The sequence below is a fragment of the Variovorax sp. V15 genome, from assembly GCF_041154425.1.
In the GTDB taxonomy this organism is placed as follows: Bacteria; Pseudomonadota; Gammaproteobacteria; order Burkholderiales; family Burkholderiaceae_C; genus Variovorax; species Variovorax guangxiensis.
In genome coordinates this window covers 2,736,620-2,752,901 of sequence record NZ_AP028659.1, presented here as the reverse complement: position 1 = coordinate 2,752,901, position 16,282 = coordinate 2,736,620, and the positions used below count along the sequence as shown (strand labels likewise).

The window sequence follows — 16,282 nt, the reverse complement described above, 5'->3', positions numbered from 1 at the left end:
CACCCACCCGCGAAGGAAAAGACCCATGACACAACAACCCGGCGTGCTCCGGATTCCATCGATGAAGGAGCGCTGCTCCGAAGCCGAATGGCAGGCCCGCGTCGACCTCGCCGCCTGCTACCGGCTGGTGGACCTCTACGGCATGTCCGACATGATGGCCAACCACATCTCCTCGCATGTGCCGGGCGAGAAAGGCGCCTTCCTCATCAACCCCTACGGGATGATGTACGAGGAGATCACCGCCTCCTGTCTCATCAAGGTCGACCAGGACGGCAACATCCTGTCGAAGCCCGACTTCGGCGAACTGGACTACGGCATCAACAAGGCCGGCTACGTGATCCACAGCGCGGTGCACGCCGCGCGGCCCGACGTGGCCTGCGTGATCCACACGCACAGCTGGGCGTCGATGGCGGTCTCGTCGCTCGAATGCGGCCTGCTGCCGCTCACGCAGACCGCCATGCGCTTCCTGAAGATCGGCTACCACGACTACCAGGGCGTGGTGCTGAACACCGAGGAGCAGGCCTCGCTGCTGGCCGACCTGGGCGAGAGCGAGGCCGTGATCTTCCGCAACCACGGCGCGCTGGTGGTGGGCCGCAGCGTGGGCGAGGCCTTCAACTGGATGCACCGGCTGGAGCTGGCCTGCCGCGCGCAGATCGGCGCGATGTCGTGCAACACGCCGCTGAAGGCGGTGCCGCATCACATCCTGGAAGAGACCTGGAACAACTATCAGCCCGGCACGCGCCGGCCCTACGGGCTCATGGAATGGCCTGCGCTGCTGCGCAAGCTCGACCGCATGGACCCGGGCTTCCGCGACTGAGCCGCCACCGCTTCGCCCACTCCCACGAGGACACACAAGAATGACACGAGACAAGCCCCTTTCCTTCCTTTCCCGCAGGGCCGCCTTCGGCGCCGCCGCGCTGCTGTGCGCCGGCATCGGCATGCAGGCCGCCGCGCAATCGCCCTACCCCAGCAAGCCCGTGCGCGTGGTCGTCGCCTTCACGGCCGGCGGCACCACCGACATCCTCGCGCGCGCCGTGACGCAGCAGCTCTCCGAAAAGCTCGGCCAGCCTTTCGTCATCGACAACAAGCCCGGTGGCGGCGGCAACATCGGCACCGAGTTCGTGGTGCGCGCGCCTGCCGACGGCTACACGCTGATCGTCAATTCGGTCGGCCCGATGGCCGTCAACCAGACGCTCTACAAGAACCTGCCCTACGACCCGCTCGCCGACCTCGTGCCGGTGGTGCAGATCGCCGACGTGCCCAACGTGCTGGTGGTCAACCCGGCGGTGCCCGCCAGGACGCTGGAGGAATTCATCGCCTACGCCAAGGCCAACCCGGGCAAGCTCAACTACGGCTCGACCGGCATCGGCACCTCCTCTCACCTGTCGAGCTACATGCTCGGCAAGCGCGTGGGCGCCGACATGCTGCATGTGCCCTACAAGGGCGCGAACGCGCTCAACGACCTGCTGGCGGGCCGGGTGCAGTTCATGTTCGCAACCATTCCCTCCGTCATCTCGCACATCAAGGCGGGCAAGCTGCGCGCCATCGCGGTGAGCAGCCAGAAGCGCTCGCGCTCGCTGCCCGACGTGCCGACCGTGGCTGAGAAGGGCTTCGCCGATTTCTCCGCCGGCTCGTGGTTCGGCTTCTTCGCGCCCAAGGGCACACCGGCCCAGGTGCTCGCGCTGCTCAACAAGTCGGTGAACGACGCACTGCCGCCGCTGGAGGCGCAGATGATCCGCGAAGGCGCCGACCCGGTGGGCGGCACGCCCGAGCAGTTCGGCAAGTTCACGCGGCAGGAGTACGAGAAATGGAAGGCCATCGTGCGCGAATCGGGCGCGACCGCGGAATAGGCACCGGATGACGAACACCCCGCCACTGCGGATCCTGATGAGCCCGCAAGCCGCGGCGCAGACCGCACCCGGCCTGCAGGCCGCGCTCGACGGGTGCGCGCATCTGCTGGTGAGCCCCGGAGGCGATGCCGACGTCGCCTTCGTCTCGCGCGACGTCACCGGACTTTCGACCAAGCACGAGCTGCTGCCGCACACGCAGGCCTTTCACGACGCACTGCGCAATGCGCCATCGCTGCGCTGGGTGCATGCGCATTCGGCGGGCGCGGACCGGCCTGTGTACGGCGAGTTGCGAGCGCGCGGCGTGGAAGTAACGACCTCCTCCGGCGCCAACGCGAGCGTGGTGGTGCAGACCGCGCTGGCCGGCGTGCTGATGCTGGCGCGGCAGTTTCCGCAGCTGCTGGCCGCGCAGCGCGCGCATGCGTGGTCGCCACTCCTGGGCAGCGGCCTGCCACGCGATCTTGCGGGGCAGACGGCGGTCATCGTCGGCTGGGGGCCCATCGGGCAAGGGCTGGGCGCGCTGCTTGCGGCGCTGGGCCTGCGCATCGTGTGCGTGCGCGGCAGCGAGGCGCCGGCGGCCGCTCCCGCGCACGAGAGCCTGAGCTACGAGCGGCTGCACACGGTGCTGCCGCGCGCCGACTGGCTGCTGCTCGCATGCCCGCTGAGCGAGCGCACGCGCGGCCTCGTCGGCGCGGCGGCGCTCGCACGCATGCATGCCGGCGCGCGGCTGGTGAATGTGTCGCGCGGCGAGGTGGTCGACGAGCCGGCGCTGATCGATGCCTTGCGCGGCGGCGCGCTGGCTGGCGCGTATCTCGACGTGTTCGCGCACGAGCCCCTGTCGGCCGAATCGCCCTTGTGGGATTTGCCGAACGTCATCGTCACGCCCCACACCGCCGGCCATTCGGACGGCAACGAGGCGCGCGTGGCGGGCATCTTCCTCGACAACCTGCAGCGCTGGATGCGCGGCGAGCCGCTGCTCAACCGCGTGGCCTGAAACGGCCGCGATCTACTCCTCCCGGCATTCTGCCGAAGGAGAACCGACGCTCCCGCTCCTCTAGCCGACAGTGCCAAAACCCGCCAAGGAAGGGCGGCTACTGTTATCTGCAGAATAGGAGCCCATGCACGTCCGATTCCCGCGCCATCCGGCGCGCTCTCTCGCCCCCGCCTGCGCCCTCCTCTCCCTCGCGCTCCTCCTGCCCTCGGCATCGGCCGCCCCCGATGCGTCAACGGCTGCCACGCCGCAGCCACAACAACAGGGGCAACCGCAGCAAGACGCCGAAGCCCGCATCGAAGCCCTGATCTCCCGCATGACGGTGCAGGAGAAAGCCGGCCAGCTCAGCCTGTACGGCCCGGCGGACATCGACACGCCCAACAACCCGCAGGCCGGCTGGCGCAATGCGCAGCAGGAAACGGCAGACGTGCGCGCCGGCCGGCTCACGGGCCTGTTCAACAACGCGGGCCTCGAGGGCAAGCGGCGGCTGCAGCAGATCGCGATCAAGGAGTCGCGGCTGGGCATTCCGCTGATCTTCGGCGCCGACGTGATCCACGGCTTTCGCACGATGTTCCCGATGCCGCTGGCCGAGGCTTCGAGCTGGGAGCCCGCGCTGGCCGAGCGCACGGCGCGCGCGGCGGCGGTGGAGGCCACGGCCGACGGCTTCCGCTGGACCTTCGCGCCGATGGTCGACATCGCACGCGATGCGCGCTGGGGCCGCGGCCTCGAAGGCGTGGGCGAGGACGTCTTCCTCGCGAAGCAGTTCGCAGCCGCTCGGGTTCGAGGCTTCCAGGGCACGGATCTTTCCCGGCCCGACTCGATGCTGGCCACGCCCAAGCACTTCGCGGCCTACGGCGCGGCCGAGGGTGGCCTGGACTACAACGTGAGCGACATCTCCGAGCGCACGCTGCGCGAGGTGTACCTGCCGCCGTTCCGCGCGGCGCTGGACGCGGGCGCGCTGTCGGTAATGAGCGCCTTCAACGAGATCGGCGGCGTGCCCTCCACCGCCAACCCGGCGCTGCTCACGGGCGTGCTGCGCGACGAATGGAAATTCCGTGGCTTCGTGGTCTCCGACTACACGGCCGACGAGGAACTGGTGGAGCACGGCTACGCCGCCAATCCGCGCGAGGCCGCGAAGCAGGCCTTCATGGCGGGTACCGACGTGAGCATGCAGAGCGGCCTGTACATGCGCTACCTGCCCGACCTCGTGGCCTCGGGCGAGGTGCCGATGGCGCGCCTGGACGAGGCGGTGCGCCGCGTGCTGCGCGTGAAGCAGAAGCTGGGCCTGTTCGACGACCCGATGCGCGGGCTCGACGGGCTGCCCGCCGCGCAGCGCCCCGAGAACCCCGAATTCATCGCGCTGGCCCGCGAAAGCGCCCGCCGCTCCATCGTGATGCTGAAGAACGATCGCATGCTGCTGCCGCTGCCCAAGGCCGGCACGAAGATCGCGCTGATCGGCCCCTTCGCCGAAGGCACCATCGACCTGATGGGCGCCTGGAGCCTGTTCCCCGGGCAGTCGGCACCGGTGGGCATCGACCAGGGCCTGCGCAACGCGCTGGGCCCCAATTCGTCGGTGAACGTGGTGCGCGGCTCGGGCATCGAGTCGGCGCTGCCCGGCGGCATCGACGCGGCGGTGGCGGCCGCGCGCGATGCCGACGTGGTGCTGCTGGCCATCGGCGAGAGCCAGAAGATGTCGGGCGAGGCGCGCTCGCGCAGCGACATCGGCCTGCCGCAGGCGCAGCAGGACCTGGCCGAGGCGGTGGCCGCCACCGGCAAGCCGGTGGTCGTGCTGCTGAGCAACGGCCGCGCGATGGCGCTGAAGGGCGCGGTGCGCAATGCGCGCGCCATCCTCGTGACCTGGTTCCTCGGCGTGCAGACCGGCAACGCGATCGCCGATGTCGTGTTCGGCGACTTCAATCCCTCGGGCCGGCTGCCGGTGAGCTTTCCGCAGACGGCCGGGCAGGTGCCTTACTACTATGGCCACAAGCGCACCGGCCGCCCCTCGCCCGAGAGCGCGCCCGGCACGGCCTTCAAGACGCGGTACGTCGACGCGACGAACGAGGCGCTCTACCCCTTCGGCCACGGCATCGGCTTTTCACCGGTGCGCTACGACAGCGTCGAGCTGAGCAGCGAACGCATGCCGCTGGCCGGCACGCTGCGCGTGCGCGCGACCGTCACCAACACCGGCTCGCGCGACGCGGAGGAAGTGGTGCAGCTCTACATCGCCGAGCGCGCCGCCAGCGTGACGCGGCCGGTGCGCGAGCTCAAGGGCTTCCGCAAGCTGGCGATCGCGCCGGGCGCATCGGAAACGGTCGAGTTCACGCTCACGGCCGACGACCTGTCGTTCATCGGCCGCGACATGAAGCCGACCGTGGAGCCCGGCGAGTTCGACCTGTGGGTGGCGCCTTCGGCCGCGGGCGGCATCCGCAAGCGCTTCGTGCTCACGCGGGATTGAAACCCGCCTGCACCGCGCCCCTATTCGCCCATCTATTCGCCCATCGCGTGCGCGACCGGCGAACCCGATGGGTTCGCCGATGCCACGGGCGGTGCCACCTGCGACTCCATCACCTCGGTCGGATGGATGCCGTTGTTCGCGCGAATCGCCTCGGCCTGCACCTGGGCGCGATCGGCCCCCGACACGCTCGGCGCGGGCTGCGATTCGGCGACCTCGGTCGCATGGACTCCGTTGTTCGCACGCGCGGCCTCGTCGGCCACCGCATCGCGCGATTGCGTCGAGTGCGAGATCTGCGGATAGTCCGGATCGGCCCGCCCGCCCGCATGCGCGAGCGATGCCAGCACCAGCGCGGGCCCGGTGGCGATGCACAGGGCAATGGTTCGAACTCTCATGGCTGCCTCCTTGAGTGATGACGATGGGTTCACTCTAGGACGCGGCACTTATGTGCCGCTGAGGGTCTGCTTAGGGTGCCGTGAGAGTTCGCTTAGGTGTGCGTGAGCAGGCGTGGCGGCACGAGGCCCTATATTCGACCGCTTCCCATTCGAAAAACCATCCGTGGACACAATGAACGCCGAAGCCTCGCCGACTTGCATTCGCCGTGCCAGGCCGAACGACGCCAAGGGCATCGAGACCCTGTACGGCGAATTGGTAGGCAGCACGCATGTGCGCGTGCTGCCCGAGCGCATCGCCGAACTCGAGAACGACACGAAGACCGCGCTGCTCGTACTGGAGCACGAAGGTGCTCTGCATGCGACTGCGCTTCTGATCTTCTGCTCCGACGTGATGTATGGAGCCCAGCCGTTCGCCGTGGTCGAGAACATCGTCGTAAGCGCGGCGCTTCGCGGCAGGGGCCTGGGGACTGCGCTGCTGCAACGCATTGAAGGCGAATGCATTGCGCGTGACTGCTCCAAGATCATGCTGCTGAGCGCAATCGAGCGCAGCGAAGCGCACCGCTTCTTCGAGCGATGCGGCTTCTCGGGCTCGAGGAAGAAAGGTTTCGTCAAATACCGAAGAGAGTTCCGGACAACCTCGAATCCGGTTACCTCATCGGCGCAGTAGAGACATGAGGAGCGATCCCCGATGAAACGCTTCACTCTGACCGAAGTAGAACCGCCAGTACCCGAGGGCCTCAGCTGCCGTTTCTTTCTGGCCGATCGGGTACAGACCGATCGCCTGACAGTGCTCGTGGTCTCTTTCGAAGGCGAGTACCCGGACGGCAGTCTCGGCAATGGGCATGCCGCCTATATCGCCACCAGCACGCTACTCGGTCTCAAGGCCTTCGACGCCGACTGCGCGATCCTGGACTTTCGCGCCATGACCTACCGCTGGGGCAATTCGCTGCTCCAGGTCTTCCAGGACGTCGCACAGTTCCGCGATGCGGGCTGCGAACCGGGCGAACCGCCGTTTCCCGTGCTTGCCGTCACCTCGGAAAGATCCCGAGCGGCATTCCTGTCGCTCGTGACGCCCACCGGCCAGCCAGCGCCCGACTGGCATTTCGACGACATCGACGAGGCGGTTGCCCATGGCGTCCGAAAGGCAAGGGAATGGCTGGATTTCATTTGAGCGACTCAAAGGAGACACGCATGGTCGCCACAGCCATCCCTCTTGATCAGGTGCTGAACCTCGTCTCCGACACCCTCGTCAGCAACTACCGCTTCCACCCGGCAGGCTACGTGACAGCCACCTTCGGCGAGAAGAACGGCCCACTGGCCGCCCCTGTATTCAGCTACCGAGTGACGTCCGAAGAATCCGTCGAAATCATCGACTCCGACGGACGCATCGAGCGGTGGACCGGCATTCGCGTCGAAGGCGACCTGCTGCACGTCGAGCGCGATTGCCAGTACCAGACATTCACCATCAGGAAACCCGTGCCATGAAAGTCAAGCGACTGGTCGCCAACTTCGCAACCACCGATCCCGCACGTGCAGCCGTCTTCTACAAGGACGTGCTCGGCCTCGACCTGCTGATGGACCACGGCTGGATTCAGACTTACGGCTCTCAGGCCGGCATGACGGTGCAGCTGAGCTTCGCCTCGGAAGGCGGTTCGGGCACGCCGGTGCCGGAGCTGTCCATCGAGGTGGACGACGTGGACACGGCTTTCGAGCGCATGAAGGCCGCGGGCTTCGCCATCGAATACGGGCCGGTCGACGAGCCCTGGGGCGTGCGGCGCTTCTACGTGCGCGACCCGTTCGGCAAGCTGGTCAACATCCTCGCGCACACCTGACGGGACGAAACGAGGAAGCCCGGCCCGTCAATCGAGCCCGTGGAAGATGCTGTCGTCCGGGCCGATGTGCGAGGGCGGCGTCCATGCGGCGTCGCGCATCGAGCGGCTCACGAGCTTGTCCACGCCCAGCAGCGTGGCGAAGATGGCCATGCGCACCGGGATGCCGTTGTCGGTCTGGCGGAAGATGGCCAGGCGGGGATCGTTGTTGAGGTCGACGCTGAGATCGTGCGAGCCCGGGCGGCTGTCGCGCGGCAGCGGGTGCATTACCACCACGTCGGGCTTGCACGCCGATTCGACGAGCGCGCGGTTGATCTCGAAGGCGTTGTCGAAGCCTTCCAGCACTTCGTCGTGGGCGAAGCGCTCCTTCTGGATGCGCGTGGCGTAGATGATGTCCGCGCCGGCCAGCCCCTGCGCCGGGGTGGCGGCGATCTCGACCACATGGCCGTTGCGGCTCACCGCATCGACGATCCCGGCGGGCATGGCCAGCGACGGCGGCGAGATCAGCGTGAACTTCAGGCCCTTGTACAGCGCCAACAGCTTGATGAGCGAATGCACGGTGCGCCCGTACTTCAGGTCGCCGACCATCGCGATATGCGCGCCGTCGACCAGCTTGCCCAGGCGTGAGAACTCGCGCTGGATGGTGTACAGGTCGAGCAGTGCCTGGCTCGGATGTTCGCCCGGCCCGTCGCCACCGTTGATGACGGGCACGTTGGTGGCGCGCGCGAATTCCGCCACCGAGCCCTGCTCAGGGTGCCGAACGACGATCGCGTCGACGTAGCCGCTGATGACGCGGCTGGTGTCGTAGATCGACTCGCCCTTGGCCATCGACGAGAAGGTGAAGCCGGTGGTGTCGCACACCGAACCGCCCAGCCGGCAGAAAGCCGCGCCGAAGCTCACCCGGGTGCGCGTGCTGGCCTCGAAGAACAGGTTGGCCAGAACAGCCCCTTCGAGCACGCGGCTCACCTTGCGGCGGCGCGCGATGGGCTGCATCACGTCGGCCAACTGGAAGAGCTCGTCGATGGCGTCGCGGTTGAACTGGCTGACCGAGAGCAGGTGCAGCGAGCCCTCGACAGTCATCGACTTGCGTAGAGCGCCCTCATGTGCGCTTTGCGTATATTGGCCGCGCCGACCGTCCGAAGCCAGGATTTCGCTGACGAAGCGCCGCGCGACCTCGGGCATGGCCCTGAATTCGTTGGATTCGTCGGGCAGCAGCCAGGCGTCGAGTGCCCTTCTACGGCTGCCGATGCGCTCGGCGAAAGCGTCGCGCGTCATGTTGAGCTGACGCATCGCGTCGCGGAGGAGCACCTGTTGCGGCATGTTCATGAGCCGCAAATATATACTCATTGCGTATATTTTAGAAGCCCGAGGCGAAACATGCGCCCATGAAAAAAAGCGGGCCGATCGGCCCGCTCCTCGTCCTTGTCCATGCAGCCGCAGCAGCGGCCGATGTCGCCTGATTACAGGCCAGCCTGGCGCGTGAACGACACGCTGGGCTTCTTGTAGGCTTGCGGCACTTCGTCGCGATAGAACGCACGGCGATCGAGGCTGGCGAGCGGGTCGTGCGCCTTGGCAACGGCCTCGGCCTGCACGGTCGCACGGTTGGCGGTAGAGGTGAAGCTCTGTGCACCGGCGGCGGAGGCATCGCTGTATTCGTTGCCGGCACGGGCGGCGGCAGCGGCTTGCGGTGCGACTTCGGCACGGGTCACCGAGGAATTCACGACGTGCACGCCGTCATAGGTTTCTGCTTGTGCTCCGGCAGCAGCCAGGAGCGAGAGAGCAGCAGCGGCGAGGATCTTCGAGGCATTCATTTCAATCTCCTTCAGGGCAAACGGGTTGGTTGGTGAGGAGAAGTTTGATCCTGAATCGCCCCGGAAAACGCGTGCAAAAAAGAACCGCGGCGTTCACGGGATTGAAACAATGCGGGCCTTGAAAAAGCGTCTCGCCGATACGGTCCGACGCCTTCAGTGGCTGATCATCCAGGGCCTTCGCGACGGTGCCGACTTCGCGCCGTTGGGCGCGGTCATCGTTGCGCCGCGCTTCGACGAAGAGCCGCAGCAGCCGCACCCCGCGGGATGCCGCAGCCGCGCATAGTCGCGCGAACTCGTCGGCTCATGCCGGGCGCGCTCGTTGGTTTCCATCGCGCGGCGCGTGCCCGTGGCCATCAGCGCGAGCCGGGGCGCGGCCGACAGCACGCGAGGCGACGCGCTGCCGCAGTCGGGGCATGCGGCCGGCTCGTCGCGCAGGCCCGAGGGCCGCAGCGCCTCGAAGCCGCCGCAATGCCCGCAGGCGTAGTCGTAGGTGGGCATGGCGGGTCTTTCTTCAATGTTCAGCGCAGGTCTGGCGACAGCGGCATGTCGATGCTGCCATCGATGAACTTCACGGGACCGGCGGCGCTGGGGTTGATGTCGAAGTCGAAGATGCCGGTGGGCAGCCACAGCGTGGCGCACGAGTTGGGCACGTCGACCACGCCACTGATGTGCCCCTGCACCGGCGCGGTGCCGAGGATCGAGTAGGCCTGCGCGCCCGAGTAGCCGAACTTCTTCAGGTACTCGATGGCGTTCAGGCAGGCCTGGCGGTAGGCCACGTTCACGTCGAGGTAATGCTGCTTGCCGCTCTCGTCGACCGAGATGCCCTCGAAGATCAGGTAGTCGTTGTACTGCGGCGTGATGGGGCTGGGCTTGAAGATCGGGTTCCTGATGCCGTACTTGGCCATGCCGCCCTTGATGAGCGAGACCTTCATGTGCACCCAGCCGGCCATCTCGATGGCGCCGCAGAAGGTGATCTCGCCGTCGCCCTGGCTGAAATGCAGGTCGCCCACGCTCAGGCCGGCGCCGTCCACGTACACCGGAAAGAACACCTTGGAGCCGCGCGACAGGTCCTTGATGTCGCAGTTGCCGCCATGTTCGCGCGGCGGCACGGTGCGTGCGCCCTCGGCGGCGGCCTTCGCCCTCGCCTCACCGGTCATCTTGCCCATGTGGGCGGTGCCCGCGAAGGGCGGATTGGCCAGGCCGGGCACGCGCTCAGGGTCGGTGGCAATCAGCGCCTTCTCGCGCTCGTTCCACATGTCGAGCATCGGTTTGTCGGGCAGGCAGCCGATCAGGCCTGGGTGGATGAGACCTGCGAAGTTCACGCCCGGCACGTGGCGCGAGCTGGTGAACATGCCCTTGAAGTCCCAGATCGATTTCTGCGCTTCGGGGAAATGGTCGGTGAGGAAGCCGCCGCCATTCTTCTTCGAGAAGAAGCCGTTGAAGCCCCAGAGGCTGTCCTGCTTGGCGCCGATGTCCAGCAGGTCGACCACCAGCAGGTCGCCGGGCTCGGCACCCTTCACGCCCACGGGGCCCGAGAGGTAGTGCACCGTGCTCAGGTCGATGTCGCGCACGTCGTCGGCGCTGTCGTTGTTCTTGATGAAGCCGCCGGTCCAGTCGAAGGTCTCCAGGATGAAGTCGTCGCCCGGGTTGACCCAGCAGGCCATCGGGATGTCCGGATGCCAGCGGTTGTGGATCATCTCGTTCTCGGTGGGCGGCTTGGTCAGGTCGACCTTGATCAGCGTGTCCGTCATTTGCAGTGGCTCCTGGGGTTGTGGTTAAACAGAGAGGTAGGCTTTGATGCGGTCGACATCGGTCTTGTCGCGCGCCGTCTCGTGCACGAGGCGTCCGCCCTCGATCACGAAGAGCCGGTCGGCCACGTCCATCGCGAAGCTCAGCACCTGCTCGGACACCACGATGGTGATGCCGCGCAGCTTGCGGATCTCGTTGAGCGCCTTCGCGATGTCCTTGATGATCGAAGGCTGGATGCCTTCGGTGGGTTCGTCCAGCAGCAGCACCTTGGGGTCTGTGACGAGCGCGCGCGCAATGGCGAGCTGCTGCTGCTGGCCGCCCGAGAGGTTGCCGCCCTTGCGGCTCTTCATGTCCCACAGCACGGGGAAGAGCGCGTAGATTTCTTCCGGGATGCGCCGTGTCTTCGAGTTCTCCAGGCCGGTCTGGATGTTCTCCTCCACCGTCAGCGTCGGGAAGATCATCCGCCCCTGCGGCACGTAGGCGATTCCCTTGGCCACGCGGCGGAAGCTCTCGTCGCGCGACACGTCCTGCCCCGCCACCTCGATGCGCCCGCTCTTCAGCGGCAGCACGCCCATCAGGCTCTTGAACAGCGTGGTCTTGCCCATGCCGTTGCGGCCCATGATGGCGACGGTCTCGTTGGCATGGCCGTCGAACGAGATGCCGTGCAGCGCCTCGCTCTGGCCGTAGGCGACGTGCAGGTCCTCGACCTTCAGGTTGATGTTGCTCATGTCAGTGGCCCAGGTAGACGTCGATGACCTTCGGGTCGGCCTGCACCTTCTCCATCGGCCCTTCGGCGAGGATCTTTCCCTGGTGCATTACCGTGACCTTGTGCGCGATCTGCTTCACGAAGGCCATGTCGTGCTCGATGACGATCACCGCGCGGTTCTGGCAGATGCGCTTGAGCAGCTCCGCCGTGAGCTCGCGTTCGCGCGCGCTCATGCCGGCAATGGGCTCGTCGAGCATCAGCAGCTCGGGCTCCTGCATCAGCAGCATGCCGATTTCGAGCCACTGCTTCTGGCCGTGGCTCAGCAGGCCGGCCTCGGTGTCGAGCCTGTCGGCCAGGCCGATCTCGCCGGCCACCGCCTGCACCCTGGCCTTGACCTCGTCGTCGCACTTGAAGGCGAGCGCGCCGAACACCGAACGCCCCTTGGGAAACGACACCTCCAAGTTCTGGAACACGCTGAGGTTCTCGTAGATGGAAGGCGTCTGGAACTTGCGTCCGATGCCCAGCCGCACGCGCTTGTGCTCGGCCATCTTCGTGAGTTCGGTGTTCCTGAACTTGATGCTGCCGGCGCTGGCGCGCGTCTTGCCGCAGATCAGGTCGAGCAGCGTGGTCTTGCCCGCGCCGTTGGGGCCGATGATCACGCGCAGCTCGTTGCGGTCGATGTACAGCGTCAGGTCGTCGATGGCCTTAAAACCGTCGAAGGAGACGGTGAGGTCTTCCACTGCGAGCGCGAAGTCGGTATTGCTCATGAGGTTGCTCCGCGTGTGTTCAGGCGCGCTGGCTGCCGATGCCTTCGGGCAGCGCGGGCTCAACGGGCTGTGCTGCGGGCGTTGCCGATACGGCTGGTGCCGGCGGCTTGACGGCCGCGTCGCGCAATGCCTGCCGGCGCGACTTCCACCACGGGCGGATCTTTTCTTCCCACACGCCCGCGAGCCCCATCGGGAAGGCCATGGTCACGCCGATGAAGAGCGCCGCCATCAGGAACAGCCACAGGTCCGGAAAGCTCTCCGAGAACAGCGTCTTGCCCGCATTCACCAGCAGCGCGCCGTACACCGCCCCCACCAGGCTCATGCGGCCGCCGACCGCGCAGAAGATCACCATCTCGATGGACGGCACGATGCCCACGAAGCTCGGCGACATGAAGCCCACCTGCAGCGCGAACATCGCGCCGCCGATGCCCGAGAGCCCCGCGGCCAGGCAGAAGATGAAGACCTTGAAGTTCGACACGTCGTAGCCCGAGAAGCGCACGCGGTCTTCCTTGTCGCGCATGGCCAGCAGCAGCGTGCCGAGCTTGCTGGTCTGGATCCAGCGGCACAGCAGGATGCTGCCCACCAGCAGGGCCACGCAGACGTAGTAGAGGACGTACTTGGCGCCGTCGGTGCGCGTGTCCCAGCCCAGCAGGGTCTTCAGGTCGGTCATGCCGTTCACGCCGCCGGTGTAACCCTGCTGGCCGATGATGAGCACGGTGCAGATCAGCGCCACCGCCTGCGTGATGATCGCGAAGTACACCCCGCCCACGCGGCGCTTGAACATCGCGAAGCTGACGAGCCAGGCCAGCGCCATAGGTGCGAGCACCACCAGCGCGAGGCTCACCGGCAGGCTCTTGAACGGCAGCCACAGCGTGGGCAGCTCGGTGATCTGGTTCCAGTCCATGAAGTCCGGAATGCCCGGCGTGGTCTGGATCTTGGTGGAGACCGGGTCGGAAGCCTCCAGCTTGAGAAACATCGCCATCGCATACCCGCCGATGCCGAAGAACACGCCCTGCCCCAGGCTCAGCACGCCGCCGTAGCCCCACACCATGACGAGGCCCACGGCCACGAAGGCGTAGGTGAGGTACTTGCCCACGAGGTTGAGGCGGAAGATGTCGAGCGACAGCGGCAGAACCACCGCGAGCAGCAGCACCAGCAGCAGGAGGCTGCCCAGCTGGTAGCGCTGGATCGAGGCCTTGATGAAATTCATCGGAACGTTCTCCAGGAAGGAATCGGATTCAGCGGCGCACCTTGACTGCAAAAAGTCCTTGGGGGCGCAGCATCAGGATGAAGACGATCAGCGACAGCGTCAGCACCTTGGCCATCGACCCGGTCATGAAGAACTCCGAGACCGACTGCGTCTGCGCGATGCCGAAGGCCGAGACCACCGTGCCGAACAGGCTGGCCGCGCCGCCGAAGGTGACGACCAGGAAGGCGTCGACGATGTAGAGCGATCCCGAGGTCGGCCCGGTCGAGCCGATGGTGGTGAAGGCCGCGCCCGCCACGCCGGCAATGCCGCAGCCGATGGCGAAGGTGAGGCGGTCGGTCTTTTTCGTGTCGATGCCGGTGGCATTGGCCATGGTGCGGTTGGCGACGGTGGCGCGCACCCGCAGGCCCCAGCGGCTCTTGTGCAGCGCGACCAGCACGCCGCCCGTGACCAGCGCGGTGAGCGCGAGCACGAACAGGCCGTTGATCGGGATGTCCAGGCCTTCGTGCGGCGTCCACGAGCCCATGAGCCATTCGGGCAGCGTCGGGCTCACCTCCTTCGGCCCGATGAAGGTGCGGAAGATCTGCTGCAGCCCCAGGCTCACGCCCCAGGTGGCGAGCAGCGTGTCGAGCGGACGCTTGTAGAGGTGGCGGATCAACGCCCACTCCACGATCCATCCGGTGATGAAGGCGAAGACGAAAGCCAGCCCGATGGCGATCGGGAAGTAGTACGGCATGAACCCGGGCGCAAGGCTCTCGGCGACGCGCGCGGCCAGGTAGATCGAGTAGGCGCCGATGGTCATGAACTCGCCATGCGCCATGTTGATCACGCCCATCTGGCCGAAGATGATCGCGAGGCCCAGCCCCATCAGCAGCAGCACCGCGAAGAGGCTCAGCCCCGCGAAGCCCTGCATGAGGCCGATGTTCAGCATGTCCGACAAAGTCATGGCGGGAAATCCGGAAAGTTGGAGTTACCCCCTCTCCCGCTTGCGGAAGAGGGTTGGGGTGAGGGCCGGAGGCCTGCTTACTGGTAGCCCTTCGGGAACGGATCCGGCTTGATCAGTTCGGCCGACTCCGCCACCACCTTGAACGTCCCGTCCGGCTGCCCCTGCCCGATGCGCGCCTTGCTCCACAGATGGTGGTTGGCGTCGAGCTTCACGTAGCCCTCGGGCGCCGTCTTCAGCTCGATGCCCGGCGATGCGGCCACCACCTTGTCCACGTCGAAGCTGCCCGCCTTCTCCACCGCGGCCTTCCACAGCCAGGGGCCGAGGTAGCCGGCCTGGGTCACGTCGCCGATGACGGCGTCCTTGCCGTACTTGGCCTTGAAGGCTTCCACGAACTTCTTGTTGTTCGCGTTGTCCAGCGTCTGGAAGTACTTCATCGACGAGTAGAAGCCCGCGAAGTTCTCGCCGCCCACGCCGGTCATCTCGTCCTCGGTCACGGCCAGCGTCAGCAGGAACTGCTTGTCGCCGGTGATGCCCGCGGCCTTCAGCTGCTTGTAGAAGGCCACGTTGGAGCCGCCCACCACGGCCGCGAAGATGCAGTCGGGCTTGGCCACCTTGATCTTGTTGATCAGCGAGTTGAAGTTGGTGTGGCCCAGCGGGTAGTACTCCTCGCCCTTGACCGAGCCCTTCTGGAAGTTCTCGATGTGCTTGCGCGCGATCTTCATCGAGGTGCGCGGCCAGATGTAGTCGGAGCCCACCAGGAAGAAGGTCTTGGCCTTCTTCTCCTTCGCACCCCAGTCCAGGCCCCAGATGATCTGCTGCGTGGCTTCCTGGCCGGTGTAGATCACGTTCTTGCTCTGCTCCAGGCCTTCGTAGAAGGTGGGGTAGTACAGCAGGCCGTTCTCCTTCTCGAACACCGGAAGCACGGCCTTGCGCGAGGCGCTGGTCCAGCATCCGAACACGGCCGCGACCTTGTCGTTGACCAGCAGCTTCTTCGACTTCTCGGCGAAGGTGGGCCAGTCGGAGGCGCCGTCTTCCTTGATGACCTTGATCTTGCGGCCCAGGATGCCGCCCATAGCGTTGATCTGGTCGATGGCGAGCTGCTCGGCCTGGATGGAGCCGGTCTCCGAGATAGCCATGGTGCCGGTGGACGAATGCAACTGGCCCACTGTGACCTCGGTGTCCGTCACGGCGAGCTTCGTCGTGTTGACCTTGGCCGTGGGGAACTGGCCCTGGCCGAAGCTCAGGCCGCTCAGGCCCATCACGGGCAGCGCGGCGGCGCCCTGCAGCAGGCGGCGGCGGCGCAGTGCCATGGCATCGAGGGAAGGATCGGAATCACGCGACATCAGGAAACTCCAGGCAGGTTGTTGGAAAGGAGGGCCGCGCACCATCGAAGTGCATCGGACGGTGCCCCGAGCACCATGGCTGGAACTTTAGAAATCACCGGCGTATGCGCGAATACGTCATTCAACGTAGCGGCGGGTGCCCGCCCTGCCCGCAGACTCGCGAGCAAGACATCGGTGAAAAGGATCGGTGAAAAGGGCCGCAGGGAGCGCTTCTTGCTGTACCCGCGCCATGCCACTGC

General features: G+C 66.4%; 18 protein-coding genes. 8 read left to right on the top strand and 10 right to left on the bottom strand.

The window, feature by feature from the left end; translation table 11 throughout:
- The first annotated feature begins 25 nt into the window (after window positions 1–25).
- From ACAM57_RS12925 to ACAM57_RS12910, 4 genes are all read left to right on the top strand, one after another.
- Window positions 26–817 carry a class II aldolase/adducin family protein gene (locus tag ACAM57_RS12925; protein WP_369661924.1) on the top strand — a complete coding sequence of 264 codons (792 nt, stop codon included), beginning with the start codon at window positions 26–28 and terminating at the stop codon, window positions 815–817.
- Between the two features lie 121 nt (window positions 818–938).
- Entirely contained in the window at window positions 939–1,850 is a 912-nt protein-coding gene (locus ACAM57_RS12920; RefSeq protein ID WP_369662431.1) for a Bug family tripartite tricarboxylate transporter substrate binding protein, read from the top strand.
- Between the two features lie 7 nt (window positions 1,851–1,857).
- Window positions 1,858–2,841: a D-2-hydroxyacid dehydrogenase gene (locus tag ACAM57_RS12915; RefSeq protein ID WP_369661923.1), complete on the top strand. Its 984-nt coding sequence runs from the start codon at window positions 1,858–1,860 to the stop codon at window positions 2,839–2,841.
- 124 nt (window positions 2,842–2,965) lie between these two features.
- Window positions 2,966–5,293, top strand: coding sequence for a glycoside hydrolase family 3 N-terminal domain-containing protein (locus ACAM57_RS12910; protein WP_369661922.1), 2,328 nt, complete (start codon window positions 2,966–2,968; stop codon window positions 5,291–5,293).
- Window positions 5,294–5,325: 32 nt separating this feature from the next.
- Here ACAM57_RS12910 and ACAM57_RS12905 read toward each other — a convergent pair whose 3' ends face one another.
- The gene (locus ACAM57_RS12905) at window positions 5,326–5,685 is read right to left on the bottom strand and encodes a hypothetical protein (protein ID WP_369661921.1); all 360 of its coding nucleotides are present in this window, start codon (window positions 5,683–5,685) and stop codon (window positions 5,326–5,328) included.
- Between the two features lie 172 nt (window positions 5,686–5,857).
- Here ACAM57_RS12905 and ACAM57_RS12900 point away from each other — a divergent pair, with 172 nt between their 5' ends.
- The 4 genes from ACAM57_RS12900 to ACAM57_RS12885 are packed head-to-tail and all read left to right on the top strand — an operon-like array spanning window position 5,858 to window position 7,517.
- Window positions 5,858–6,352 (top strand): GNAT family N-acetyltransferase, encoded by a 495-nt coding sequence (locus tag ACAM57_RS12900; RefSeq protein ID WP_369661920.1) that lies wholly within the window; start codon window positions 5,858–5,860, stop codon window positions 6,350–6,352.
- Window positions 6,353–6,373: 21 nt separating this feature from the next.
- Complete coding sequence (locus ACAM57_RS12895; RefSeq protein ID WP_126022113.1) at window positions 6,374–6,856, top strand: hypothetical protein; 483 nt, start codon at window positions 6,374–6,376, stop codon at window positions 6,854–6,856.
- 20 nt (window positions 6,857–6,876) lie between these two features.
- Window positions 6,877–7,170, top strand: a complete 294-nt coding sequence (locus tag ACAM57_RS12890) for a hypothetical protein (protein WP_184637242.1) — start codon at window positions 6,877–6,879, stop codon at window positions 7,168–7,170.
- On the top strand, window positions 7,167–7,517 hold the full coding sequence (locus ACAM57_RS12885; protein ID WP_369661919.1) for a VOC family protein: 351 nt from the start codon (window positions 7,167–7,169) through the stop codon (window positions 7,515–7,517). The genes ACAM57_RS12890 and ACAM57_RS12885 overlap by 4 nt, the downstream gene beginning before the upstream one ends.
- Window positions 7,518–7,544: 27 nt before the next feature.
- Here ACAM57_RS12885 and ACAM57_RS12880 read toward each other — a convergent pair whose 3' ends face one another.
- From ACAM57_RS12880 to urtA, 9 genes are all read right to left on the bottom strand, one after another.
- The gene (locus ACAM57_RS12880; RefSeq protein WP_369661918.1) at window positions 7,545–8,840 is read right to left on the bottom strand and encodes an aspartate carbamoyltransferase; all 1,296 of its coding nucleotides are present in this window, start codon (window positions 8,838–8,840) and stop codon (window positions 7,545–7,547) included.
- A gap of 134 nt (window positions 8,841–8,974) precedes the next feature.
- The gene (locus ACAM57_RS12875; RefSeq protein WP_126022109.1) at window positions 8,975–9,325 is read right to left on the bottom strand and encodes an alpha/beta hydrolase; all 351 of its coding nucleotides are present in this window, start codon (window positions 9,323–9,325) and stop codon (window positions 8,975–8,977) included.
- A 153-nt stretch (window positions 9,326–9,478) separates the two neighbouring features.
- Complete coding sequence (locus ACAM57_RS12870) at window positions 9,479–9,823, bottom strand: zinc ribbon domain-containing protein (protein ID WP_126022108.1); 345 nt, start codon at window positions 9,821–9,823, stop codon at window positions 9,479–9,481.
- 20 nt (window positions 9,824–9,843) lie between these two features.
- On the bottom strand, window positions 9,844–11,076 hold the full coding sequence (gene fmdA, locus ACAM57_RS12865; RefSeq protein ID WP_369661917.1) for a formamidase: 1,233 nt from the start codon (window positions 11,074–11,076) through the stop codon (window positions 9,844–9,846).
- Between the two features lie 24 nt (window positions 11,077–11,100).
- Window positions 11,101–11,802 carry an urea ABC transporter ATP-binding subunit UrtE gene (urtE, locus tag ACAM57_RS12860; protein ID WP_184637236.1) on the bottom strand — a complete coding sequence of 234 codons (702 nt, stop codon included), beginning with the start codon at window positions 11,800–11,802 and terminating at the stop codon, window positions 11,101–11,103.
- A gap of 1 nt (window position 11,803) precedes the next feature.
- Window positions 11,804–12,547: an urea ABC transporter ATP-binding protein UrtD gene (gene urtD / locus ACAM57_RS12855; protein WP_126022105.1), complete on the bottom strand. Its 744-nt coding sequence runs from the start codon at window positions 12,545–12,547 to the stop codon at window positions 11,804–11,806.
- A 19-nt stretch (window positions 12,548–12,566) separates the two neighbouring features.
- Window positions 12,567–13,757: an urea ABC transporter permease subunit UrtC gene (gene urtC / locus ACAM57_RS12850; protein ID WP_369661916.1), complete on the bottom strand. Its 1,191-nt coding sequence runs from the start codon at window positions 13,755–13,757 to the stop codon at window positions 12,567–12,569.
- A gap of 28 nt (window positions 13,758–13,785) precedes the next feature.
- On the bottom strand, window positions 13,786–14,700 hold the full coding sequence (gene urtB / locus ACAM57_RS12845) for an urea ABC transporter permease subunit UrtB (protein WP_369661915.1): 915 nt from the start codon (window positions 14,698–14,700) through the stop codon (window positions 13,786–13,788).
- A gap of 77 nt (window positions 14,701–14,777) precedes the next feature.
- The gene (gene urtA, locus ACAM57_RS12840; protein ID WP_369661914.1) at window positions 14,778–16,043 is read right to left on the bottom strand and encodes an urea ABC transporter substrate-binding protein; all 1,266 of its coding nucleotides are present in this window, start codon (window positions 16,041–16,043) and stop codon (window positions 14,778–14,780) included.
- Window positions 16,044–16,282: the final 239 nt, after the last annotated feature.